This is a genomic window from Oceaniglobus sp. K40-3 (assembly GCF_055808395.1).
This window is the reverse complement of the sequence record NZ_CM147868.1, coordinates 850,760-872,500: the sequence shown is the minus strand read 5'-3', so window position 1 is coordinate 872,500 and position 21,741 is coordinate 850,760. Positions and strand designations below refer to the sequence as shown.

20 protein-coding genes, 1 tRNA gene and 2 pseudogenes (1 of these 23 running past the window's edge) are annotated in these 21,741 nt (G+C 59.9%); 8 read left to right on the top strand and 15 right to left on the bottom strand.

The features are described 5' to 3' along the window. The 3 genes from msrQ to clpB form a co-directional block, all read right to left on the bottom strand. Positions 1–222 carry the 5' portion of a protein-methionine-sulfoxide reductase heme-binding subunit MsrQ gene (msrQ, locus tag AC0L7P_RS04540; RefSeq protein ID WP_473434680.1) on the bottom strand. Its footprint begins 387 nt before the window's first position, so only the first 222 of its 609 coding nucleotides appear in the window; its start codon is at positions 220–222; its stop codon lies beyond the left edge, outside the window. A 26-nt stretch (positions 223–248) separates the two neighbouring features. Continuing rightward, a complete protein-coding gene (msrP, locus tag AC0L7P_RS04535) occupies positions 249–1,178 on the bottom strand; it encodes a protein-methionine-sulfoxide reductase catalytic subunit MsrP (RefSeq protein ID WP_473434679.1) in 930 nt (309 codons plus the stop codon). A 220-nt stretch (positions 1,179–1,398) separates the two neighbouring features. Further along, positions 1,399–4,014 carry an ATP-dependent chaperone ClpB gene (gene clpB, locus AC0L7P_RS04530; RefSeq protein ID WP_473434678.1) on the bottom strand — a complete coding sequence of 872 codons (2,616 nt, stop codon included), beginning with the start codon at positions 4,012–4,014 and terminating at the stop codon, positions 1,399–1,401. Positions 4,015–4,167: 153 nt separating this feature from the next. Here clpB and AC0L7P_RS04525 point away from each other — a divergent pair, with 153 nt between their 5' ends. The 4 genes from AC0L7P_RS04525 (at position 4,168) to pyrF (ending at position 5,844) form a co-directional block, all read left to right on the top strand. Then, the gene (locus AC0L7P_RS04525; protein ID WP_473434677.1) at positions 4,168–4,473 is read left to right on the top strand and encodes a hypothetical protein; all 306 of its coding nucleotides are present in this window, start codon (positions 4,168–4,170) and stop codon (positions 4,471–4,473) included. 105 nt (positions 4,474–4,578) lie between these two features. After that, on the top strand, positions 4,579–4,794 hold the full coding sequence (locus AC0L7P_RS04520; protein WP_473434676.1) for a hypothetical protein: 216 nt from the start codon (positions 4,579–4,581) through the stop codon (positions 4,792–4,794). Next, on the top strand, positions 4,791–5,036 hold the full coding sequence (locus AC0L7P_RS04515; RefSeq protein ID WP_473434675.1) for a hypothetical protein: 246 nt from the start codon (positions 4,791–4,793) through the stop codon (positions 5,034–5,036). The genes AC0L7P_RS04520 and AC0L7P_RS04515 overlap by 4 nt, the downstream gene beginning before the upstream one ends. 79 nt (positions 5,037–5,115) lie before the next feature. Further along, positions 5,116–5,844: an orotidine-5'-phosphate decarboxylase gene (gene pyrF / locus AC0L7P_RS04510; RefSeq protein WP_473434674.1), complete on the top strand. Its 729-nt coding sequence runs from the start codon at positions 5,116–5,118 to the stop codon at positions 5,842–5,844. Between the two features lie 62 nt (positions 5,845–5,906). Here pyrF and AC0L7P_RS04505 read toward each other — a convergent pair whose 3' ends face one another. The 3 genes from AC0L7P_RS04505 to AC0L7P_RS04495 all read right to left on the bottom strand — a co-directional run bounded on the left by AC0L7P_RS04505 (position 5,907) and on the right by AC0L7P_RS04495 (position 7,614). Then, a complete protein-coding gene (locus tag AC0L7P_RS04505; RefSeq protein WP_473434673.1) occupies positions 5,907–6,191 on the bottom strand; it encodes an NfeD family protein in 285 nt (94 codons plus the stop codon). Beyond that, on the bottom strand, positions 6,188–7,084 hold the full coding sequence (locus AC0L7P_RS04500) for an SPFH domain-containing protein (protein ID WP_473434672.1): 897 nt from the start codon (positions 7,082–7,084) through the stop codon (positions 6,188–6,190). The genes AC0L7P_RS04505 and AC0L7P_RS04500 overlap by 4 nt, the downstream gene beginning before the upstream one ends. A 74-nt stretch (positions 7,085–7,158) precedes the next feature. Beyond that, positions 7,159–7,614: an NUDIX hydrolase gene (locus tag AC0L7P_RS04495; RefSeq protein ID WP_473434671.1), complete on the bottom strand. Its 456-nt coding sequence runs from the start codon at positions 7,612–7,614 to the stop codon at positions 7,159–7,161. Positions 7,615–7,667: 53 nt separating this feature from the next. Here AC0L7P_RS04495 and AC0L7P_RS04490 point away from each other — a divergent pair, with 53 nt between their 5' ends. Next, positions 7,668–8,921: a DNA polymerase IV gene (locus AC0L7P_RS04490; protein ID WP_473434670.1), complete on the top strand. Its 1,254-nt coding sequence runs from the start codon at positions 7,668–7,670 to the stop codon at positions 8,919–8,921. A 96-nt stretch (positions 8,922–9,017) separates the two neighbouring features. Here the strand turns inward: AC0L7P_RS04490 and AC0L7P_RS04485 are convergent. After that, positions 9,018–9,880, bottom strand: a pseudogene (locus tag AC0L7P_RS04485) (N-formylglutamate amidohydrolase). A 157-nt stretch (positions 9,881–10,037) separates the two neighbouring features. Here AC0L7P_RS04485 and AC0L7P_RS04480 point away from each other — a divergent pair. Next, positions 10,038–10,112 (top strand) — tRNA-Val (locus AC0L7P_RS04480). 67 nt (positions 10,113–10,179) lie between these two features. Beyond that, positions 10,180–10,305, top strand: coding sequence for a type B 50S ribosomal protein L36 (gene ykgO / locus AC0L7P_RS04475; RefSeq protein WP_005850168.1), 126 nt, complete (start codon positions 10,180–10,182; stop codon positions 10,303–10,305). Between the two features lie 72 nt (positions 10,306–10,377). Here ykgO and AC0L7P_RS04470 read toward each other — a convergent pair whose 3' ends face one another. From AC0L7P_RS04470 to AC0L7P_RS04450, 5 genes and pseudogenes are all read right to left on the bottom strand, one after another. Continuing rightward, positions 10,378–12,399 (bottom strand): peptidoglycan-binding protein, encoded by a 2,022-nt coding sequence (locus tag AC0L7P_RS04470; RefSeq protein ID WP_473434669.1) that lies wholly within the window; start codon positions 12,397–12,399, stop codon positions 10,378–10,380. A 21-nt stretch (positions 12,400–12,420) separates the two neighbouring features. Beyond that, positions 12,421–13,634 (bottom strand): annotated as a pseudogene (locus tag AC0L7P_RS04465) (phenylacetate--CoA ligase family protein). A 111-nt stretch (positions 13,635–13,745) separates the two neighbouring features. Further along, positions 13,746–14,561: an ABC transporter ATP-binding protein gene (locus AC0L7P_RS04460; RefSeq protein WP_473434668.1), complete on the bottom strand. Its 816-nt coding sequence runs from the start codon at positions 14,559–14,561 to the stop codon at positions 13,746–13,748. Positions 14,562–14,694: 133 nt separating this feature from the next. Beyond that, positions 14,695–15,978 (bottom strand): ABC transporter substrate-binding protein, encoded by a 1,284-nt coding sequence (locus AC0L7P_RS04455; RefSeq protein ID WP_473434667.1) that lies wholly within the window; start codon positions 15,976–15,978, stop codon positions 14,695–14,697. Positions 15,979–16,049: 71 nt separating this feature from the next. Then, a complete protein-coding gene (locus tag AC0L7P_RS04450; protein ID WP_473435393.1) occupies positions 16,050–17,318 on the bottom strand; it encodes a branched-chain amino acid ABC transporter permease in 1,269 nt (422 codons plus the stop codon). Between the two features lie 183 nt (positions 17,319–17,501). Between AC0L7P_RS04450 and AC0L7P_RS04445 the strand changes: the two genes are divergently transcribed. Further along, positions 17,502–17,801 carry an SHOCT domain-containing protein gene (locus AC0L7P_RS04445; protein ID WP_473434666.1) on the top strand — a complete coding sequence of 100 codons (300 nt, stop codon included), beginning with the start codon at positions 17,502–17,504 and terminating at the stop codon, positions 17,799–17,801. A gap of 6 nt (positions 17,802–17,807) precedes the next feature. Here the strand turns inward: AC0L7P_RS04445 and AC0L7P_RS04440 are convergent, their stop codons facing one another. The 3 genes from AC0L7P_RS04440 to AC0L7P_RS04430 all read right to left on the bottom strand — a co-directional run bounded on the left by AC0L7P_RS04440 (position 17,808) and on the right by AC0L7P_RS04430 (position 21,695). Further along, entirely contained in the window at positions 17,808–18,794 is a 987-nt protein-coding gene (locus AC0L7P_RS04440; protein ID WP_473434665.1) for a branched-chain amino acid ABC transporter permease, read from the bottom strand. Between the two features lie 101 nt (positions 18,795–18,895). Next, entirely contained in the window at positions 18,896–19,705 is an 810-nt protein-coding gene (locus AC0L7P_RS04435) for an ABC transporter ATP-binding protein (RefSeq protein WP_473434664.1), read from the bottom strand. 61 nt (positions 19,706–19,766) lie between these two features. Next, positions 19,767–21,695, bottom strand: a complete 1,929-nt coding sequence (locus tag AC0L7P_RS04430; RefSeq protein WP_473435392.1) for an AMP-binding protein — start codon at positions 21,693–21,695, stop codon at positions 19,767–19,769. Between the last annotated feature and the right edge of the window lie 46 nt (positions 21,696–21,741).

Below are 21,741 nucleotides of genomic sequence, written 5' to 3'. Positions count from 1 at the left end.
GATTCCGGTGAAATTGCGCAGGGGCGTCACACACAGAGATGCGATCAAAACCTGCAATCCCATCTCACCCAACCGGTGTTCCAACTCCTTGATCGGTTCGACCCCCAGCCCCCCGGTCAACCCAAGATAAAGCCACCAAAGCGGGATCAGGGCAAACACCACGTAAAAGGGCCAGGTCGGCACCTTACGTTGAAACTGATTGATCCTGGTGGCGATTGTCATGGCGTCTCCTCCCTCTCATGGGGCGGTCAGTAAAATTTATGCAGGTCCATCCCGTCATAAAGCGAGGCGACCTCATCTCCGTATCCGTTGAACTTGATCGTGGGCTCTCGTTTGGAAAACAATCCACCGCCCAGTTTCCGTTCAGTTGCCTGGCTCCAGCGGGGATGATCCACCTCGGGGTTCACGTTGCTGTAAAAACCATACTCACGCGCGTTGGCCATATTCCAACTGGTCGGCGGCTCTTTATCCACTGCGGAAATGCGCACGATGCTCTTGATCGACTTGAAACCATATTTCCATGGCACGATCAGCCGCAAAGGTGCACCATTCTGATTCGGAAGAGGTTCGTCATAAAGACCGGTCGCCATGATCGTCAGCGGGTGCATCGCCTCATCCATCCGCAGCCCTTCGCGGTAGGGCCAGTCAAGATAACCGCGCGCGATGCCCGGCATTTCATCCGGGCGCACCACAGTTTCAAAAGCAATGTATTTCGCCCCCGGTTGCACTCCGGCCCGGGTCAGAAGATCGGCAAGCTCGAACCCGACCCAGGGCACGACCATCGACCACGCCTCGACACAGCGGAACCGATAGATCCGTTCTTCCAGATCGACGTTCTTCATGATGTCGTCAAAGGCGTAATCCCCCGGCTTGTCGACCATCCCGTCAATCTTGACCGACCACGGCTCGGTGGTCAGCGCGCCAGCGTTGCGCGCCGGGTCATCCTTGCCCGTACCGAATTCGTAATAATTGTTGTACGAACTGATCTCTTCCAGAGTGTTTGGTGTGGCATCCGTCGAATATTTCGACGGCTTGGCGTTCAGCTTGGCCAGGGCAGGCCCGCCAATCGCCCCCAGCGCCAGCGCCCCGGCCCCCGTCATAAGGTGTCGGCGGTTCATGAACGTCGCCTTGGGGGTTACGTCCGACCAGTTCAGATCGCTTTTGAATCGTCCTGCCATATCTAATTCCTCACTCTTCCAACCCTTGGGGTGTCATTGCATCTAGCCCCCATATACCCTGAGACCAAACTTTCAGGTGTAACGATGCCGTTGGGCGCTTGTAACAAAGTCACCCAAAGCCACGTGGGAAAGCGGGAAAAAGTTTCACCTGCCTGCTGTGCTACAGGCGGTTTCGGCAGTTCAACGAAAAAGGGCGCCCCTCTCAGGGCGCCCCTCGCATTCAGTGAACCACGGCATCTTCCGGTGGCCTTCGGTTGCTGGCCGACACCCGATCGCCCACCATCAAACCGTCGGCGCCCGCACTGACATGCACGATATCACCGTCATGCACATCACCCGCCAGAATCATCTCGGCCAGTTGATCCTGCAATGCCCGCTGCATCACCCGCTTGAGCGGCCGCGCCCCGAACACCGGATCATAGCCTTCGTCGGCCAGCCATTTCAGCGCGCCATCGTCCAGATCAAGCGTGATCTTGCGCCCGGCCAGCCGCTTTTGCAGCAACCCAAGCTGGATTTGCACAATCCCGCCCATATCCTCGCGGCCCAGCCGATCAAAGATGATCGTTTCATCCAGCCGGTTCAGGAATTCGGGGCGGAAATGGGCGCGTACCGCGTCCATCACATCGCGCTTGGCCACACTTGCATCGGCGCCTTCGGGAAGCTGGCTCAGGGCCTGCGCCCCAAGGTTACTGGTCAGGATAATCAGCGTTTGCTTGAAATCCACCCTCCGGCCCTGACCATCGGTCAGAACACCATCATCCAGCACCTGCAACAACACGTTGAACACGTCGGGGTGGGCCTTTTCCACCTCGTCAAACAACACCACCTGATAAGGGCGCCTGCGCACGGCCTCGGTCAGCACGCCGCCCTCGTCATACCCGACATACCCCGGAGGGGCGCCGATCAGACGGGACACCGCGTGTTTTTCCATGAATTCGGACATGTCGATCCGCACCATGGCCCCGTCATCGTCGAACAGGTATTCGGCCAGCGCCTTGGTCAGCTCGGTCTTGCCCACGCCGGTTGGGCCAAGGAACAGGAAACTGCCCAAAGGCCGCGCCTCGTCGTTCAGGCCGGCCCGCGCCCGGCGCACGGCATTGGCCACAGCCTTTACCGCCGTGCGCTGGCCGATCACCCGCTTGCCGATCTCGTCTTCCATGCGCAGCAGCTTGTCCCGCTCGCCTTCCAGCATCTTCGATGTCGGAATCCCGGTCCAGCGTTCAACCACTGCGGCAATCTGCTCGGGGCGCACGGCCTCTTCGACCATCACATCGCTTTCGGCCTCTTCCGCCGCGCCCAGTTGCTTTTCCAACTGCGGGATCACGCCGTAAGAAAGCTCTCCAGCCTTGGCCAGATTGCCCTCACGCTTGGCAATGTCCAATTCGGCCCGGGCCCGGTCCAGCTTTTCCTTAAGCTCCCGCGCGCCTTCCAGCTTGTCACGTTCGGCCTGCCATTTGGCGGTCATCTCGGATGAACGTTCCTGCAACTCGGCCAGATCTTTTTCAAGCGCCTCCAGCCGATCCCGCGATGCCTGATCATCCTCTTTCTTCAACGCCTCGGCCTCGATCTGCTTTTGCAGAATATCGCGATCCAAAGCGTCCAGTGCCTCGGGCTTGGAATCCACCTCCATCCGCAGACGGCTGGCCGCCTCGTCCATCAGGTCAATCGCCTTGTCCGGCAGAAACCGGTCCGTGATATAGCGGTGCGAAAGGGTTGCCGCCGCCACCAGGGCATTGTCGGAAATCCGCACCCCATGGTGCAGCTCATACTTTTCCTTGATGCCCCGCAGGATCGAAACCGTATCCTCAACCGTCGGCTCCTCGACCATCACCGGCTGAAACCGCCGGGCAAGGGCTGCGTCTTTCTCCACATACTTGCGGTATTCATTCAGGGTCGTGGCACCCACACAGTGCAATTCGCCCCGCGCAAGGGATGGTTTGATCAGGTTCGCCGCGTCCATGGCGCCATCGCTTTTGCCCGCACCAACCAGCGTGTGCATCTCGTCGATGAACAGGATGATTTCACCTGCGGCGTCCGTGACTTCGTTCAGCACCGCCTTCAACCGTTCTTCAAACTCACCACGATACTTTGCGCCGGCAATCAGCGCGCCCATATCCAGCGCCAGCAATTTCTTGTTGCGCAGGGATTCAGGCACGTCCCCATTGACGATGCGCAGGGCCAACCCTTCGGCAATCGCGGTCTTCCCCACGCCCGGCTCACCAATCAGAACCGGGTTGTTCTTGGTCCGGCGGCTCAACACCTGCATCGCGCGGCGAATTTCCTCATCACGCCCGATGATAGGGTCGATTTTCCCCTCCTCGGCCCTTTGCGTCAAATCCAACGCATATTTTTTCAGCGCGTCATAGCTGTCTTCGGCACTGGCGGAATCCGCCGTGCGCCCCTTGCGAATGTCATTGATCGCGCCGTTCAGCCCCTGCGCCGAAACGCCACCAGCGTCCAGCGCATCCTTTGCCTTGGACTTCACCATGGCCAGCGCCATCAGAATTCTTTCAACCGGAACAAAGGCATCGCCCGATTTCTTGGCCAGATTTTCCGCCTCGGCCAACACTTTGCCGGTAGTCGCATCCAGATAGGTCTGGCCCGCATCGCCGGAAACCTTGGGCATCTTCGCCACGGCCATCTCAACCGCCTCGACCACCCGCGCCGGGGCACCGCCCGCGCTGGAAATCAGGTTCGTCGCTAATCCCTGTTCATCATCAAGCAACGCTTTCAGCAGATGCTCGGGCGCAAGCCGCTGATGGCTTTCGCGCATTGCGATCGTCTGGGCGGCCTGAATGAAACCGCGCGACCGCTCGGTGAACTTGTCCAAGTTCATGAGTCTCTCCTTTGGTTAAGCGCCCGTATCGGACTGCCCGCTTTGGCGGCACATCCCCGGCCGGGCCTTGCCAACATGAAATGGGAGCGGACCGCGCCTGTGTCAAGATCGCAACACGCCCCCAATGGGGCACCTGAAAGGGGGCTTTCAGCCATGGCAAAACCGCCGCACGAAATTCAGATCATCGGGATCAGCATCGATGACTGGCGCTTTGATCCCGCGCCCGCCCGACATCGGGCGCGGGTACAGTTTCGATACGATCTCACCGGGGGCAATCGAACCGGCACCACCGATTGTCTTTGCCACATCGACCTGCCCGCCGATGCCCCTGCCCCCGCGATCCGCGATGCCCTGATTGCAAACGCCATGGGCCAGTTGCGCCGTATGCCCGAAGTCTGGCTGGGTGAGGCAGACCTTACCTTGTGTACGTCGACGGAAATGGTCAGACTCAACGTATAAATACGACCGGAACATCACATTTTCGTTCCTCCTGTGCAACTTATCCACAGGTTCACTACTTATAATCCCAAGGCGCCATCAAACGCGCATGACAGGAGCAATGCAATGAAGGCTCAAGGCACACAGATAAGGTCAGTAACCTACGACGCGCGCACGCGCCGGTTTGAGGCCGATGTATCCTACCTCGATATTCGCGGAATGCAGCGCCGGTATCACGTCTCGGCACCTGGCACGCCGGATCAGGAACATGAACGCATCCTGTCTTCGCTGATCAACGCCGCCCGCACCCCCAACCGCTTTGCAAAAGGATCGAACAAATGATCGTACTCGAAGCACAAATTTCCAACGTCCACCGCAACCGCGATTTCGGCATGGTCGAGGCGCGCGTCACCCTCATCGCCAAAACCCAAAGCGGCCAACCGCCCCATCCCATTTCTGTACACACCCATGTGCCGGCCCGCGGCCAGGGTCCGCTGCGCGACCGCCTGATTGCCGATGGCACCATGATTGCAACGCATCTGGCGCAACTGCCAACGCCCATTCACGGCATCATCGCCGCCTGACCCCTTGCATCATGGCCCGGCTTTTTCCATGAACGGGGCGGGCGTCGCCGGTGCCGCCCCCTGCCCCCGGAGAAACCTGATGCAAGATACCAAACCCGACGACCGCCTGATCGTGGCCCTCGATGTCCCCAATGCCGTCGCCGCCATGGAAATGGTGCAAAGGATCGGCCCTGCCGTTGAATTCTACAAGATCGGCCTCGGAATGCTTACCGGGGGCGGTATGGGCCTTGCGATCGAGTTGAAGCAACAGCACGCCAAACGCATCTTTCTGGATATGAAACTGTTCGACATTGGCGCCACCATTGAAAATGCCGTGCGCGGGATCGCACAGTTCGATCTCGATTTCCTGACTGTCCACGGCGATCCCCATGTGGTGCGCTCCGCAAGGATCGGGGCGGAAAACTCCAACCTCAACATCCTCGCCGTCACCATCCTCACGTCGCTCGAACGCGCTGATCTCGATGCTTGCCTGCTGCGCGACGGCACAGTGTCGCAACTGGTGATTGATCGCGCCGCCGCCGCATTCGAAGCTGGCGCCCACGGCGTCATCGCATCGCCACAAGAGGCGGCAGCAATCCGCGCCCTCCCCGAAGCGGCCGGCAAACTGATCGTCACCCCCGGCATTCGTCCCGCCAGCAGCAGCACGGACGATCAGAAACGCATCGCCACACCGGCGCAGGCCATACGCGACGGTGCCGATCACATCGTTGTCGGCCGCCCGGTCTGGCGGGCCACCGATCCCCGAAAAGCCGCCGATGCCATCTTGCAAGAAATGGTATCTCCTCAGGCACAACACCCGAACAGATAACCGCATCCCGACTTTTTACTGATCCAAAAACTCCCGCCGGAGGCTCCGCCGCCTGCGGCCCCCTAATCGTTGATGTCTTTGTCGAAAAGTTTCACCTGGTCATCGCGCAGCCCGACAAACCGGCGCAGCGCGATCCAGGCCACAAGGGACAACACCGCAAACACCGCAAGGGTTAACGGCAAGGTTGCCGTCAGCCACAGCGCCAACGGCCCACCCACCAACAACAACAGCGCCACACTCCCGGCCCCGACAGCAAACCCAAGCAGGATAAACCCCGGCAACAGCATCTCAAGACAGGCCAGGATCAGCGCCGCAACACCCCAGACCCACCAATCGGCCCAACTCATGGCTTGCGTCCGAACATCATCTTGAACGCATCACCAAAAGCATCCACCGCATCCGACGGCAGAACCACGGTCTGCGATCCCGGCTTTTCCGAAATCCGCCCCAGCGCCTCAACCTGTTTCAGCGCGACGTTATACTGGGCCGCCTCCACGCCATTTTCACGAATCGCCTTGGCGACAACTTCGGTGGCATAGGCTTCGGCATCGGCGGAAATCCGACGCGCCTTGGCGACCTGCTCGGCAGCATACAGTTCAGCATCCGCCGCCAGTTCCACGGCACGCCTCTTGCCTTCGGCCTCGGTCACATGGGCGCGGCGCGCACGTTCGGCGTTCAGCTGCTGCAACATCGCCTCGCGGGTTGATTGATCCAGATTCACATCCAGCAACTCGGCCCGTGTCACCTCAATTCCCCAATCGTCCACGGCACTTTCCACCTGCACCTTGATTTTTCCGATCAACTCAGAACGGTTGCTCTGCACCTCATCCAGTTCCATCATCCCGATCTCGGCGCGCACGATCCCGGCCACAACCGTGGCAATGGCGGCATCCACATCGCGAATCCGGTAAACCGTCTTTTCCGGTTCGACAATGCGGTAAAACACGCTGGTTTCCACCCGCACCAACACGTTGTCACGGGTGATTGCATCCTGCTCGGCGTTGGGCAACTGGCGTTCAAGAACCGAAACCTTGTGCGCCACCTTGTCCAGAAACGGCACAATAAAATTAACACCCGGCCCCAGAACCGCACGCAGCCGCCCGAACCTCTCAACCACGAACTTGTCCGACTGGCGCACAATCCGCACCCCCAGAAGGATGCAAAGCACCACAAAAACCGCCAACGCGATCAGAACGAAATTTCCGCCAATCAGGTCAATCAGCACAGTTTCAACATCCATAACCACCCCTTCCGCCTGCCATCCGACAGCCCATAATTAACCACCCCAACCCCGTGCGCCAGCACAAAGCCCGCTCAGCCGTCCGGCGCCACATCGTCAAGATAATACCGCAACCGTCGCTGAAGATATGGAACCGCATCCGACAACCGCAGGAATTGCGCTACTCCCATTTGCCGCCAGCGCTGGCCCTCATTTCCCAAGCGAATGCGCCCCACCTGCTCCGGGGTGATATGCGCGGCAAAAAACCACCCGGCAAATTCGGGATCATTGGTCGAAACAAACGCCCGGCGCCAGATCAGGGCGTCTTCGTCCAGGACCAGCCCCAGTTCCTCACGGGTTTCGCGCAGAACGCAGGCCACCGGGGTTTCATCGCCATCACGCCCGCCCCCGGGCAGATCCCAAAAGGCCGGATACTCAATGTCGGGCTTGTCATCGCGCAGAATCGAAATCACCTTGTCGCCGGTCAACAACGCCAGCTTGGCGCCGGTAAACCGATCCTGATCGTCACCCTGAAAAACCTCTGTGGTCAACCTGCCGCTCCCTGCCGTATCATATCCCATCCACTCCAGCATCCGAGCCACCCATGCCCGCCCTTTGTCGCGAATGCCTGACCCGGTTCGAAACCGGACGCCGCTGCCCCGCCTGCGCAAGCCCGCGCATCGTGGCCCATCCCGAACTTTGGAACCTTACCATAGCGCATATGGATTGCGACGCATTCTATGCAAGCGTCGAAAAACGCGACAACCCCGAACTGCGCGACAAACCGGTGATCATCGGCGGTGGTCGGCGCGGCGTCGTCTCCACCGCCTGCTATATCGCGCGGATCAGGGGTGTGCGGTCTGCCATGCCAATGTTTCAGGCTCTCAAACTCTGCCCCGAGGCCGTGGTGGTGCGGGGCCGGATGGATGTCTATGTTCAGGTCAGTCGCCGGATCCGCGCCCTGATGAACGAACTGACGCCTGTGGTCGAACCCTTGTCACTGGACGAGGCGTTCATGGATCTGTCCGGCACCGAACGGCTGCACGGCGCCCCACCTGCGGTCATGCTTGCGCAATTGACCAAACGGATACAGGCCGAAATCGGCATCACCGGCTCCATCGGACTGTCACACAATAAATTTCTGGCCAAGGTGGCCTCCGATCTCGATAAACCCCGTGGATTTTCGGTGATTGGCGCGGCCGAAACCATGGAGTTCCTGCACAACAAACCGATCCGCATGATTTGGGGAATCGGTGCCGTTTCGCAGATCGCGCTGGAAAAGGTCGGCATCCGCACCTTTGCCGACTTGCTGCGCTGGGACAAACGTGACCTGAACGCACGATTCGGCACCATGGGCGAACGGCTCTGGCACCTCGCACGCGGACAGGATGCACGCCGGGTGTCCGCCCACGCTCCGCTCAAGGGCATAAGCAACGAAACCACCTTCCACGACGACACCGCCGACGGCGACATTCTGGATGGCCATATGTGGCGACTGGCCGAAAAGGTGTCTGGCCGCGCCAAAGCCAAGGATATCGTTGGCCGGATCGTCACATTGAAACTCAAGCGCGCCAACCACACGTTGCTGACCCGCCGCACCACCCTGCACGATCCCACCCAGATCGCTGACCGGATCTATCGCACCGCCCGCGCACTGTACGAGCCCGTGTCAGGCGAAGGCCCGTTCCGCCTGATCGGCGTCGGACTTTCCGACCTCGGCCCGGCGGCCAATGCCCCCGCCTCTGGCGATCTGCTCGACCCACAGGCGGAACAGCGTGAAAAGGCCGAACGCGCCGCTGATCAAATCCGCGCGCGGTTTGGTGACAAGGCCATCCTCAAGGGACGCGCCCTGCGGTGATCGTGGAAATTTGAGTATTTGGATCAGTAAAAAGCGGATCACCCGGGCTTTTTACTGATCCAAATACTCCCGCCGGAGGCATCCGGTGGCCTCGTTCTATTCCGCCGCAACCGAATGTTCGCGTCGTCCGATTTCAACGATCTCTGCAACTATACCATCAATCAGGTGTTTGAACGCTGCAAAGCCGCCATGGGGCGTCACCGCCGCCTCATCCATATAGAGCGCACGGTCGATTTCAACCTGCACCACGTGCTGGTGGCGGGCGGGGCGGCCGTAGGTCTGGGCGATATAGGCCCCGGCGAAAGGGGCGTTGCGTGCGACACGCAGGCCGGCACCGGTAAAGGCGGCCTCGATCCGCTCTACGATATCGCCGGCCGCCGCCGCGCCAAACCGGTCGCCCAGCACGACATCGGGGTGCCCACCCCGGCTGTGGCACACGGTTTCAATGGCTTCGTGCGGCATGGAATGGCAATCAATCAAAATGGCTTCGCCGAAATCGGAGAGGCTTTGCCGCAACAACCGGTGCAGCTCATCGTGATAAGGGCGCCAGACATCACGTATGCGCCCCCGCGCTTCGTCAAGGCTCAGCTTGCCCCGATAGATCGCGCGCCCCCCGCCACGACCCGTGGCACCACCCCAAGCCCCGAGGCGACGCGGGGGCTATGCGCGCCCCGCCGCACCCCTTCGATGAGGGCCGGGTCGAGTTCATCACTGGCCCTGTTCAAGTCGACATAGGCACGCGGCGCGGTGGCCACCAGAAGCGGCGCCCCCATGACCGGCGCCAGATCGAACAGGTGATCGACGAAGGCATCCTCGGACGAACGCAGGCTGATTGCATCCAGAGAGGTACGGCGCATCATGTCGGCGGGATATTCGGCCCCAGAGTGAGGCGAGGCGAAAACCACGCTGGTATTGCGCTGTCGGGGCATGAAAACCTGAAACGGATCCTGATCCTGCATCGCTGCCCGCCTTCTTTTCTGTCACAAATACTATAGGACAAAAATTCTCGTGACCAAAAGCCCTTGAACCCTCCCCCGACTCCTTTTATAGACCGCGCACCGGTGCGGGTCTCTCGCGCCTCTGTTCCGTTGGAACGGGCCGGAAACGGGGCCATATGGGTGATTAGCTCAGCGGTAGAGCACTTCGTTGACATCGAAGGGGTCACTGGTTCGATCCCAGTATCGCCCACCATGAATTCGTACCGGGAAACCGGCAAATGCAACTGGCGCGCCAGCGCCGCGATATGAGGAGAAGGGCCATGAAAGTCCGCAACTCGCTCCGCTCGCTGAAGAACCGCCACCGCGATTGCCGCGTGGTTCGTCGTAAGGGTCGCGTTTACGTGATCAACAAGACGCAGCGCCGGTTCAAGGCCCGTCAGGGCTGATCAGCCAAGCTGAGACATGATTGAAGGGCCGCGCGTGAATGTCACGCGCGGCCCTTTTTCTTTCCGCACAAGTCAGCGCAGCAGATTGCGCACAGAATCCTGCAACAGCTTTACCACCATCGGTTCGCTCAGATATCCCGTAGGCGGCAATTCGTTGGCCTGCTGATATTTTACAATGGCCTGACGCGTGGCGCGGTCGAATGTGCCATCGACCTTCCCGACGTCAAATCCCTGAGCGGACAGCCGGTTTTCAACGGCCAGTCGCAGCGCTTGATTGAGACCCAGGGCATCCTCTCCCTGGCGGGCCGATTCATTCGCACCGCCGTTCCCGTTCGTCCACACGTTGGCCTTTGCAAGCTGCGCAAGCCGCGCATTGGCGTCGCCCGCCCAACGGCCGTTGGGATAAGCGCCGAGATACTTGCGATATCCGTCCGCCGTATCAGCCGCCTTTGCCTGTTCGCGATCGGCTTGTTCTTTGCCAGAGTTCTTGCCGCCCGAATTCCGCGATATTTGGTTCAATGCACTGCGGGCTTCTTTCGCGTGAACACCATCGGGATACTGCGCAAGATATGCCCGCAGCCCGTCTTCGGTGCCCCGGGCGCCGGTTTGCTGCCAATACCGGTTATCTTCGCCTCGGCGTGATGCCTGTTCGCGATCGGCTTGTTCTTCACGACGGGCCTTTTCCCTGCGGGCCTCTTCGACACGGCGCGCTTTTTCGCGGCGCGATTCGGCGGCACGGTCCTGTTCGATCCGTCCCAGCCGGTTGCGCGCCTCCTGCGCCCAGCGCCCACGGGCATAGCGCTCCAGATACCGGCGCAGTCCGTCCTCGCTCTGACCCGCGCCGGATTGGCGCCAGAACGCATCATCGCGCCGCTGCGCCTCGGCCTGACGGGCCTGTTCCTCGGCCCGGGCCTGCGCCTGTCGCTGTTGCACGTCCCGGGAAATGGCATTGATCTGTGTCTGGTCCAGATAGCCTGATTGTTCACGTCCCGCCTGCCCCTGCCAAGCACCAATCGCCTGGCGTGTTCCGGCACCGAAAATCCCGTCGACCCCACGGGTGTTGAACCCCAGATCCGTCAGGTCGCGCTGCACTGCACGGCGTTGATCCCTGCTCAGGGAAAGCGCCTCTTCGGTCAAACGGGCATTGCGAAACGGTTCGTCCCGGATGTCGCTGATCAGGCGGTTTGCCTCGGCGGCGTGATTGCCATCGGGAAACACACTCACATAGTCGCCATAGCCGCTGGCCGAATCCTTGTCCTGCGCAACGCCCCACATGGCCTCATCCGCGCGGGCAACCAAAAGCCGGGCCTGGCGCGCGGCACTGCGCGCCGCACTGGCATCGCGTTCGGCCTGTTCGGCGCGGGTACGCTGACGGTCGGCCTCGCGCCGGGCCGCGGTCAGATCCGCAGCCATGCCGCCCCCATCGGAGGCGGGATCATGCAGAAAACTGTAACCATCCGGCAGAAACCCCGACAGGCTTAGCGCGCTATCGCCGCCCTGCCTCAGCGGCGCCCCCGGCACCGCCAGAACGTCACGCAGCAGATCGGCCACCGGGCGCGGCGCCCCCTGCACCACGGTCACCCCTTGGGGCACGTCGATCTCTCCGACACCCTCGCGCAGGAACGGCCCCTGATCACCGTCGCGCCCATCCTCAGCCAGAACCAGCACCGCCTCTCCGGGTGCAGTCGAAAGGATCTGAAGCACCGACGACAAGGGCAACGATTGCGCAGGCAGGCCGGTCAACCCGGCACGGTCCTCATCCACCGGCAGAAAGAACGTATCGTTTCCGCCCTGAATGAACCGCCCCGCCAGCACCACCAGCAAAGCATCAGCCGAGGGTGCCATCTGTTCAAATTGCCCGACCAAGGCGCGCAAATCGGTAAGGGTTGCATCGCGCGCCGCCATGACGGTCACGCCGCTGTCATGCAGGGCGGCGGCGGCATTCACCACGTCGTCGGCCCCCACCACCCGGGCGGCATCGCGATAATCGCGGTTGCCGATCACCAAAGCGATATCCTCGGCCATGGCCGGGGCACCAATAGCCCCGCTCAGCAGGGCCAGAACCGCCCCTTTCGTCCACATCGCTGCACCCATCACCCGATCCTTCCTTTGCATTCAGTCGTATGTACGCCGATCCTCGATCACCAACCCGTCATTGGGCAGGGATCCGGGCGCGACAATCTTGATCGTGCCGCGCAATTTCAGCACATCGACCACACTGGCCGACAGCGCCGTTGCATCCCCTGTGCTGGTTTCAAAACACACGGTAAGGCGATCCTGTTCCCCTTCGCGATCAACAATCACCCGGGCGCGGCACACATCAGGCTGGCGCGCCACCAGTTGCGCCACCTGTTCAGGGCGCACAAACATACCCTTGATTTTCGCCGTCTGATCGGCTCGTCCCATCCATCCCTTGATCCGCATATTGGTACGCCCGCAGGGGGAAACGCCGGGCAGAACCGCGCTCAGGTCGCCAGTGGCAAAGCGGATCAACGGATAATCCGGGTTCAGGGTGGTGACGACAACTTCGCCAACCTCCCCCTCGGCCACGGGGGTGCCGGTGCCGGGGGTGACGATTTCAACGATCACGCCCTCGTCCACGATCATCCCCTCCTTCGCGGGGGTTTCATAGGCAATCAACCCGAGGTCAGCAGTGGCATAACATTGCAAACAGACAATGCCCCGCTCTTCGTAATATGTCCGCAGCGACGGAAACAGCGCCCCCGCACTGACCGCCGCACACCTGATGCCCAAAGAAACGCCGGCCGCATCGGCTGCCTCCAGAATCACCTTCAGATAATCAGGCGTTCCCGCATAGCAGGTCACCCCCAGATCATGGGCCGCCCGCACCTGAAGCTCGGTTTGTCCGGTTCCCGCAGGCAGCACCGTCGCGCCCACAGCCCGCGCCCCGGATTCAAAAATCATGCCCGCCGGCGTCAGATGATAGGAAAAACAATTCTGCACGATATCTCTGGCGCCAATCCCGCAGGCGTGCAGAAAACGCCCCAACCGCCACCAGTCGGCATCCAGCTTCCCCGGCTCGTAAATTGGCCCGGGCGACTGAAACACGTGATCGAACCCGCTTACCGGCCCACCATACCCCCCAAGGGCGCCCCCGGCCCCTGTGCCGCCACAAGATCACTTTTGCGCAGCACCGGCAGCGCAGCCAGATCATCCAGACTGCGCACCAGCGTGGCATCCACCCCGGCCAAAGCCAGGTTTCCCGGTAACGCCTGCGCCCGCGCCACCTGCGCCGGCAACGCATCTGCCAGGGCCTCGGCCCGCGCGGTCGCACTGCGCCGCTCGTCAGGATCGTAATGTTTGCTCATGGCCTCACCCTCTCTTTTGCCCTGCCGTCATGCAAAAACAACGGGTCGTTATCCAATAACAACCCGCCCCATTCTCACTCATTTCATAAATGCCCCTTGTGCGGCTTCACCTCAGGCAAGCCACCGCTTGCGCCGTCGATAACTGCGCACATCGCGAAAGGATTTGCGTCCTTCGTCGGACATGCCCAGATAGAATTCCTTCACATCCGGATTTTCCCGCAGATCCGCCGCCGTTCCATCCATGACCACGCGCCCCGATTCGAGGATATAGCCGTAGTGTGCAAACCGCAGCGCCACATTGGTGTTCTGCTCGGCCAACAAAAACGCCACGCCCTCGCGCTCGTTCAGATCCTTCACGATGCCGAAAATCTCTTCCACCAATTGCGGTGCCAGGCCCATGCTCGGCTCATCCAGCAGGATCGTCTCGGGCCGACTCATCAAGGCGCGACCGATGGCGCACATCTGCTGTTCTCCGCCGCTGGTATAGCCTGCCTGCGATTTCCGCCGTTCCCGCAAACGTGGAAAATAGGTGTAAACCATCTCCAGATCGGCGGCGACCGCCCCCGCCCCGTCACGCCTGGTATAGGCACCGGTCAACAGGTTTTCCTCGATCGTCAGATGCTCAAAGCAATGACGCCCCTCCATCACCTGAATAACCCCCCGCTGCACCAGATCGGCAGGCGAAAGATCCTGCACCCGCTCCCCATGGTACAGGATCGACCCCTTGGTCACCTCGCCCCGCTCGCTGTGCAGCAAGTTGGAAATCGCCTTCAACGTGGTTGTCTTGCCCGCACCGTTGCCACCCAGCAACGCCGTGATCCCGCCCTTCGGCACGCTCAGCGACACGCCCTTCAGCACCAGGATCACATGGTTATAGATCACCTCGATGTTATTGACATCCAACAGTGTTTCTTCGCCATCCCGCATTTCACCACCTGCCTGCAACCCATTTCAATCCGGCCCTGTTCCGCTCGCCAAAAATCACCGGCCCACACTTTTTACTGAAAAAAATACTCACATCCCCCGACCGCCGAACAATCGGCGGCCGGAAGACTGCACATCACTTGCAGCTCGGTGTGATCCCGTTCTCGGCAGCATAGGCCGCTGCGTCCTCGGCAATCAGCGGATCAATCACACTGCGGTCACTTTCAATGTAACCGGTGATTGCATTCCATTTTTTCGCCTCCGCATCCCATTGCTGAATAAGCGCCTTGCCCGGACCGGAGTGGTTTTCGCAGGTTACGTGAATTTCCGGCGCAAATCCGGCCATCCCGTTCGCCTCATAGGTCGCTTCAGTGATGTCCAGCGCCTCCATCCCATCACGCATCATTGCGGCAGTGATGTCCTTGGTGCCATGGATTTCCTGCGCCTTCTTCGCCGCCTCAACCGCCAGCATTGCGGCAAACAGGCCGCGGTTGTACTGAACCGCCCCCATATTGCGCCCATCGCCCGCCGCCTTGCCCGCATCACCGACATATTTTTTCAGATCGGTAAACACCGGCAAGTCCGTGCCGACATAGGTGAAATTGGTCGATTTATACCCATTCGCGCCAGCTCCCGCAGGCAGCACGTCATTCTCGGCACCCGACCACCAGACACCAATGAAATGGTCCATGGGATAACGCACGTTGACGGCTTCCTGAATGGCCACCTGGTTCATCACGCCCCAACCCCAGAAAAACACGAAATCAGGCCGCTCGCGCCGAATTTGCAACCATTGTGATTTCTGCTCCTGCCCCGGCGCGTCGATCGGCAGCAGGGTCAGTTCAAAACCATGCTTCTTGCCCAACTCCTCAAGGGTGCGGATCGGCTCCTTGCCATAGGCGCTGTTGTGATACAGCAGCGCAATGGTCTTGCCCTCAAGGCTGCCGCCGCTCATGTCCATGGCGTGCTTGACCATGATCGACGCAGAATCCCAATAGGTGCCCGGATAGTTGAACACCCAGGGAAAGGTTGCGCCATCCGCCGCACTGGTACGCCCATAGCCCATAGAGTGAATCGGAATCCCGTCCGCCGTCGCCTTCGGGATCAACTGATAGGTGATGCCGGTGGACAAAGGCTGATAGACCAGGGCACCCTCGCCCTTGGTCGCCTCGTAACATTCGACACCCTTTTCGGTGTTATACCCGGTTTCACATTCCACGATCCGCGCTTTCACGCCGCCGATCCCGCCATCGCGTTCATTCACCAGGGTGAAATAATCCTGATACCCGTCGGAAAACGGAATCCCGTTCGCGGCATAAGGCCCTGTGCGATAACTCAGATCAGGGAACACCAGATCCGCCAGCGCCGGCCCCGCAGCCAGCGCCGCGCCCAGAACCAGAGTTGCAAGTTTCAACGTCATGTCTTTCCTCCCATGTCGCACCCCGATTTGCCGGGATGTCCTTTGTTCGGCCCGTCGGGCCATCTGCCCCCCTAGTGCGGGAAAGGCCACAATCGCAATTTCTCCTTGGTCAGTCGCCAGAGTTGCGCCATGCCGTGGGGCTCCAGGATCAGGAAGGTGATAATCAACCCCCCGACCACAATCAGTTCCAGATGCGCCACCATCTCTGTGGGCCATCCCAGCCCCCCGGCAACAAAGCTGCGCACAATCACCACAATCACCGTCAGCCCCAGCAAGGCAACAATCAACGCCCCATCCACCTGCCGCCGGATCAGGCCCAGCACCAGCATCACCACCGCACCCACCACCGCAAGTCCGGCAATCAGGGCCAGGGCCCCGGCAACAACACCCCCGAGCGGCCCGACATCTGCCGCGCCCCCGGCCAGAACATTCTTAAGCAGTACCGGTAACAAAACCATGAACGCCGCCCCTGCGAATGACCCAAAGATCGACCCAAGCCCGCCAACGATCACCATAAACAGCACCAGAAAACTCTTTTGAATGCCAAAGGCCTCACCCACTTCGACCGCCCCCAGATAGACCGAAAAAAACAGCGCCCCGGCAATCCCGACAAAAAACGATGACACGGCAAAGGCGGTCAGCTTGGCCCGCAACGGGTTCACCCCGATGATTTCGGCGGCAATATCCATATCACGAATCGCCATCCAACGGCGTCCCATCGCCCCCCGGGTCAGGTTGCGCGCGATCCATGCACTCCCGATCAGAAACGCCAGACAAAACAGATAGGTCGCCCAGGGCGCGGTACTCGGCCCGGTAATATTCACCCCGAACAGCGTGCGTTCGGGCGCCGAAATCTGCCCCGAGGCGGAATAATTGTAAAACCACGCCACCCGGTTGAACAACCAGACCAGAAAAAACTGTGCCGCCAGGGTCGCCACCGCCAGATAAAACCCCTTGATCCGAAGCGACGGCAAGCCGAACACCACCCCCACCGCTGCCGTGATCAGCCCCGCAACGACAATGTGAAACGCAATGTTGATATCGGGAAATGCGGTCATCAGCTTGTAACAGGCATAGGCCCCCACCGCCATAAACCCGCCGGTGCCAAGGCTGACCTGCCCGCAATAGCCCACCAGAATATTCAGCCCGATCGCCGCGATGGCATAAATCAGGAACGGCAGAAACACCGCATTCACCCAATAATCATTGATCACGAACGGCACGACACAGACCGCCACAAACAAGATCACATAATATCCGATCCGGTCCATCCGGATGGGAAAGGTCTGATTGTCCTCAACATAGGATGTCTTGAAATCCCCTGCCTCGCGATAAAACATCAATCATCCCTCTTTCTGCGTGGTTCCGGGTGGGCGGGTCTCGTGGCGCGCAGCGACACGGGGTCGCTCATCCGGTCATCCATTAACCACCTGTTAACCAATGGATATTTTGACAACACGCCGCCCCGATTCTGCCGTGATTTGACTTCAGCATAACCCGTATTCAACCCGAAAGGTCGCATTATGCCCCTCGTCAAGGAAATCGAAACACTCTCACGGCTCCATGCCGACGGCATCCTCACCACGGCAGAATTCACCGCCGCCAAACAGGCCATCCTCGATGAGATCCCCGAGGCCAACGAACCCGACAAAAAGCGCCACAACTGCGAGGCTCTGTCCCTGCTTTTCGCCTGCGTCCTTCCTCCGGTTCTCGCCGCCACGCTGGTCTTCGCGCTCGGAATTCCAGCCATGTTGTCGCTCACGCTCGGGGTCACGATCCTCGCCGCGATCCTCATCGCACGATTTCGCGAAACCGAAGGATAGCCCCTCTCACACGCGCTCAATAATCCGCTCCCCGAACAATCCCTGAGGCCGGAACACCAGAAACAACAGTGCCAGAACATAGGCAAACCAGTTCTCGGTCGCCCCGCCCAATGCCGACCCCACCAAAAATTCAAACAACTTTTCGCCCACGCCGATAATCAACCCGCCCACGATGGCCCCGGGAATCGACGTGAACCCGCCCAGCATCAGCACCGGCAACGCTTTCAACGCGATCAGACTCAGGGAAAACTGCACCCCCGATTTCGCGCCCCACATGATACCCGCAACCAAAGCCACAAATCCGGCAATCGACCAGACCAGAACCCAGATGAAATTCAGCGACACCCCGACCGACAGCGCCGCCTGATGATCATCGGCCACGGCCCGCAACGCCCGCCCCTGTTTGGTGTATTGCGAAAACACCACCAACCCGGCCACCAAAAGCGCGGCAATCGCCGTCGCCACCAGATCAAGGTTGTCGATGAAAAACCCATACCCGAAGGCATCAAAGGTGGTCTGGTCGATCCAGTCGTTGATCCCCTGCGGCAGCCCCACATCCAGTGTCTTGATGTCAGACCCCCACATCATATCGCCCAGCCCTTCCAGGAAATAGGCCAGTCCGATGGTCGCCATGAACAGGATGATCGGCTCCTGATTCACCAAATGCCGCAGCACCAGCCAATTCACCAGCCAAGCGAACCCCACCATCACCACCATGGTCAACACAATCGCCAGAACCGCAGGCACCTGCCAGCCGAATCCGTGAATCTCGGTTCCGAACACCACGTTGATCAGATGCTCGAACGGCACCTGCCCCTCCATGATCCCCACCAGGGTCAGCGCCGCGAACAGCGCCATCACCCCCTGGGCATAATTGAAAATCCCGCTCGCCTTGAAAATCAGAACAAACCCCAGGGCCACCAGCGCATAAAGCACCCCGGCCATCAGCCCGTTCAACGTCACTTCAATGGCGAAAAGCACTTGATCAGGCATGTGGCGCCCCCTTCGTTCCACCGTTCACGCTCACAGCAATCATATGCAACACCAATGAATGTTCCGCGCACATCTGGCGCATCTGCCGCGCATCGCGATGTTCAATCATGGGACACCCCAAGATAGGCGTCGATTACATCCTGATTGTTGCGCACTTCGTCGGGCGTGCCGTCGCCAATCTTTTTACCATAATCCATCACCACCACCCGATCACTCAGATCCATGACCACCCCCATGTCATGTTCGATCAAGGCAATCGTGGTGCCGAATTCATCATTCACATCAAGGATAAAGCGGCTCATGTCCTCTTTCTCCTCCACGTTCATCCCCGCCATCGGCTCATCCAAAAGCAGCAATTTCGGCTCCGCCGCCAAGGCCCGCGCCAGCTCCACCCGTTTTTTCAACCCATAAGGAAGTCGCCCCACAGGCGTATGGCGAATATGCTGGATCTCCAGAAAATCAATAACCTTTTCAACACGCTCCCGGTTTGCCACTTCCTCCCGCTGGGCCTTCCCCCACCAGATCGCCTGGCTCAACATCCCCGCTGTCATCTCGGTCAACCGTCCGGTCATCACATTGTCCAACACGGACATTCCCTCAAACAGGGCGATATTCTGGAACGTCCGCGCAATCCCCTGACGCGCCACCTGAAACGGCTTCATTACCGGCCGCTTCGCTCCACGAAACCAAACCTCGCCTTCCTGTGGCACATAAAACCCGCTGATAACATTCAACATACTTGATTTTCCGGCACCATTCGGGCCGATAATCGCGCGAATTTCACCCTCGCGAATGTCGAACGATATATTCTTGATCGCCTCGACCCCACCGAACCGCAGGGTAATATTACGCATATCCATCAAGGTGTTGCCGATGGTCCGCCCATCTGCCGTAACGAAAGACCCGTCCATCACGCGACACCCCTATGGGACGGTGGGCGGGGCGTCGCCCGAAGGGCCAGCGCCGCCCCCGTCATTCCGCCGCCATCCGTTCAGCCCCAACAACCGCCGCATCCTCAATCTGCAATGTCGCGCGGATCTTACCCTTGCGACCATCCTCATAAGTCACTTCTGTTTCCGTATAAATCTCTGATTTCCCTGTATAAAGCGCCTCGATCAGGTCATTGAATTTCTCGGCGATCACGCCGCGCCGCACTTTGCGGGTGCGGGTCATTTCGCCATCATCGGCGTCCAGTTCCTTGTGCAGCACCAGAAACCGATGCACCTGACACCCCGACAGCATCTCATCTTCGGCAACACTGCGGTTCACCTCGCCAACATGCTCCCGGATCGTGGCAAGCACCTGAGGGTGCTGGGATAATTCCTGATAACTGCCATAGGCGATGTTGTTGCGTTCGGCCCAGTTTCCCACCGCCGTCAGGTCAATATTGATGAACGCGCAACACATCTCGCGCCCGGCGCCAAACACCACGGCCTCCAGAATATTGGGAAAGAATTTCAGCTTGTTTTCGACATATTTCGGCGCGAACAACCGCCCGTCCGCCATCTTGCCCACATCCTTGGCGCGGTCGATGATCCGCAAATGGCCGCTGCTTTCTTCGATGAATCCCGCATCTCCGGTGGCCACCCAGCCGTCACCATCTTTTGTTCCGGCCGTGCTTTCGTCGTTCTTGAAATACCGCACGAACACTCCGGGCGAGCGGTAAAACACCTCGCCATTTTCGGCGATCCGCAGTTCCACCCCCGGCGATGGCACGCCCACGGTATCGCTGCGCACTTCGCCGTCAGGCTGCTGGGTGATGAACACGCTGGCCTCTGTCTGGCCGTAAAGCTGTTTCAGGTTGATCCCCAATGACCGATAGAAATCAAAGATTTCCGGCCCGATCGCCTCACCCGCCGTATAGCCGACCCGCACCCGGGAAAACCCCAATGTATTCTTCAGCGGCCCGTAAACCATCACTTCGCCCAACCGATACAGCGCCCGGTCCAGCCCACCCACCGGCTTGCCGTCCAAAAGGTCAGGCCCGACGCGCCGGGCGACGCCCATAAACCTGTCAAACAACCACTTTTTGACCCGGCCCGCGTCTTCCATGCGGATCATCACGCTGGTCAGTTGCGTTTCAAACACCCGGGGCGGTGCGAAATAATAGGTCGGTCCGATCTCGCGCAGGTCCGTCATCATCGTTTCGGTGGATTCGGGGCAGTTTACACAAAACCCGCTCCAATAAGCCTGCCCGATGGAAAAGATGAAATCCCCGACCCATGCAATGGGAAGATAGGCCAGAATCTCATCGCCCGGGCGCAGGTGATCGAAATCACAGGTGTTCTTGCTGGTTTCGATGATGTTTCGGTTACTCAGAACCACGCCCTTGGGCCGCCCGGTGGTGCCACTGGTATAAAGCATCACGCAGGTATCATCATAGCCAAGTGCCGCGCCCCGCGCCTGCAATTCGCTGCCCAATTCGGCGCGCCGCTCGCGCCCTTTCGCCTGCACATCGGCGTAAGAACTCAGGGTTGCATGGTCATATTTCCGCAATCCCCGTGCATCAAGATAGATCAACCGGCGCAGATCGGGCGATTGCGCCTGCACCTCCTGCACCTTGTCCACCTGCTCCTGATCGCCGCAAATCGCGAACACAGCCCCGCAATGATCCAGCGCAAAGGCGATCTCATCGGCTGCCGCGTCCTGATACAGCGGTACGGGAACGCCCCCCGCCCATTGCACCGCAACAAACGACCAATACAGGGCGGGGCGGTTGCGCCCGACAATCGCCACATGTTCGCCCGGCGCCAACCCCATATCCAGCAGCCCCAGCGCCAGAGATTCAATCTCTTCGGCAACCTCGCTCCAGGTCCAGCTTTGCCAGATTCCGAATTCCTTTTCGCGATACGCGGATTTTTCCCCAAATTGCGCGGCATTGCGTGCCAAAAGCGCAGGCATGGAAACCAGAGCACCGGGTGCTTGGGTCACAGATTTTCCTCCCAGA

Coding starts and splice junctions, on each gene's coding strand:
- msrP (WP_473434679.1), bottom strand. CDS start 1,178: ATGGCAGGACGATTCAAAAGCGATCTGAACTGGTCGGACGTAACCCCC.
- clpB (WP_473434678.1), bottom strand. CDS start 4,014: ATGAACTTGGACAAGTTCACCGAGCGGTCGCGCGGTTTCATTCAGGCC.
- AC0L7P_RS04525 (WP_473434677.1), top strand. CDS start 4,168: ATGGCAAAACCGCCGCACGAAATTCAGATCATCGGGATCAGCATCGAT.
- AC0L7P_RS04520 (WP_473434676.1), top strand. CDS start 4,579: ATGAAGGCTCAAGGCACACAGATAAGGTCAGTAACCTACGACGCGCGC.
- AC0L7P_RS04515 (WP_473434675.1), top strand. CDS start 4,791: ATGATCGTACTCGAAGCACAAATTTCCAACGTCCACCGCAACCGCGAT.
- pyrF (WP_473434674.1), top strand. CDS start 5,116: ATGCAAGATACCAAACCCGACGACCGCCTGATCGTGGCCCTCGATGTC.
- AC0L7P_RS04505 (WP_473434673.1), bottom strand. CDS start 6,191: ATGAGTTGGGCCGATTGGTGGGTCTGGGGTGTTGCGGCGCTGATCCTG.
- AC0L7P_RS04500 (WP_473434672.1), bottom strand. CDS start 7,084: ATGGATGTTGAAACTGTGCTGATTGACCTGATTGGCGGAAATTTCGTT.
- AC0L7P_RS04490 (WP_473434670.1), top strand. CDS start 7,668: ATGCCCGCCCTTTGTCGCGAATGCCTGACCCGGTTCGAAACCGGACGC.
- ykgO (WP_005850168.1), top strand. CDS start 10,180: ATGAAAGTCCGCAACTCGCTCCGCTCGCTGAAGAACCGCCACCGCGAT.
- AC0L7P_RS04470 (WP_473434669.1), bottom strand. CDS start 12,399: ATGGGTGCAGCGATGTGGACGAAAGGGGCGGTTCTGGCCCTGCTGAGC.
- AC0L7P_RS04460 (WP_473434668.1), bottom strand. CDS start 14,561: ATGCGGGATGGCGAAGAAACACTGTTGGATGTCAATAACATCGAGGTG.
- AC0L7P_RS04455 (WP_473434667.1), bottom strand. CDS start 15,978: ATGACGTTGAAACTTGCAACTCTGGTTCTGGGCGCGGCGCTGGCTGCG.
- AC0L7P_RS04450 (WP_473435393.1), bottom strand. CDS start 17,318: ATGTTTTATCGCGAGGCAGGGGATTTCAAGACATCCTATGTTGAGGAC.
- AC0L7P_RS04445 (WP_473434666.1), top strand. CDS start 17,502: ATGCCCCTCGTCAAGGAAATCGAAACACTCTCACGGCTCCATGCCGAC.
- AC0L7P_RS04440 (WP_473434665.1), bottom strand. CDS start 18,794: ATGCCTGATCAAGTGCTTTTCGCCATTGAAGTGACGTTGAACGGGCTG.
- AC0L7P_RS04435 (WP_473434664.1), bottom strand. CDS start 19,705: ATGGACGGGTCTTTCGTTACGGCAGATGGGCGGACCATCGGCAACACC.
- AC0L7P_RS04430 (WP_473435392.1), bottom strand. CDS start 21,695: ATGCCTGCGCTTTTGGCACGCAATGCCGCGCAATTTGGGGAAAAATCC.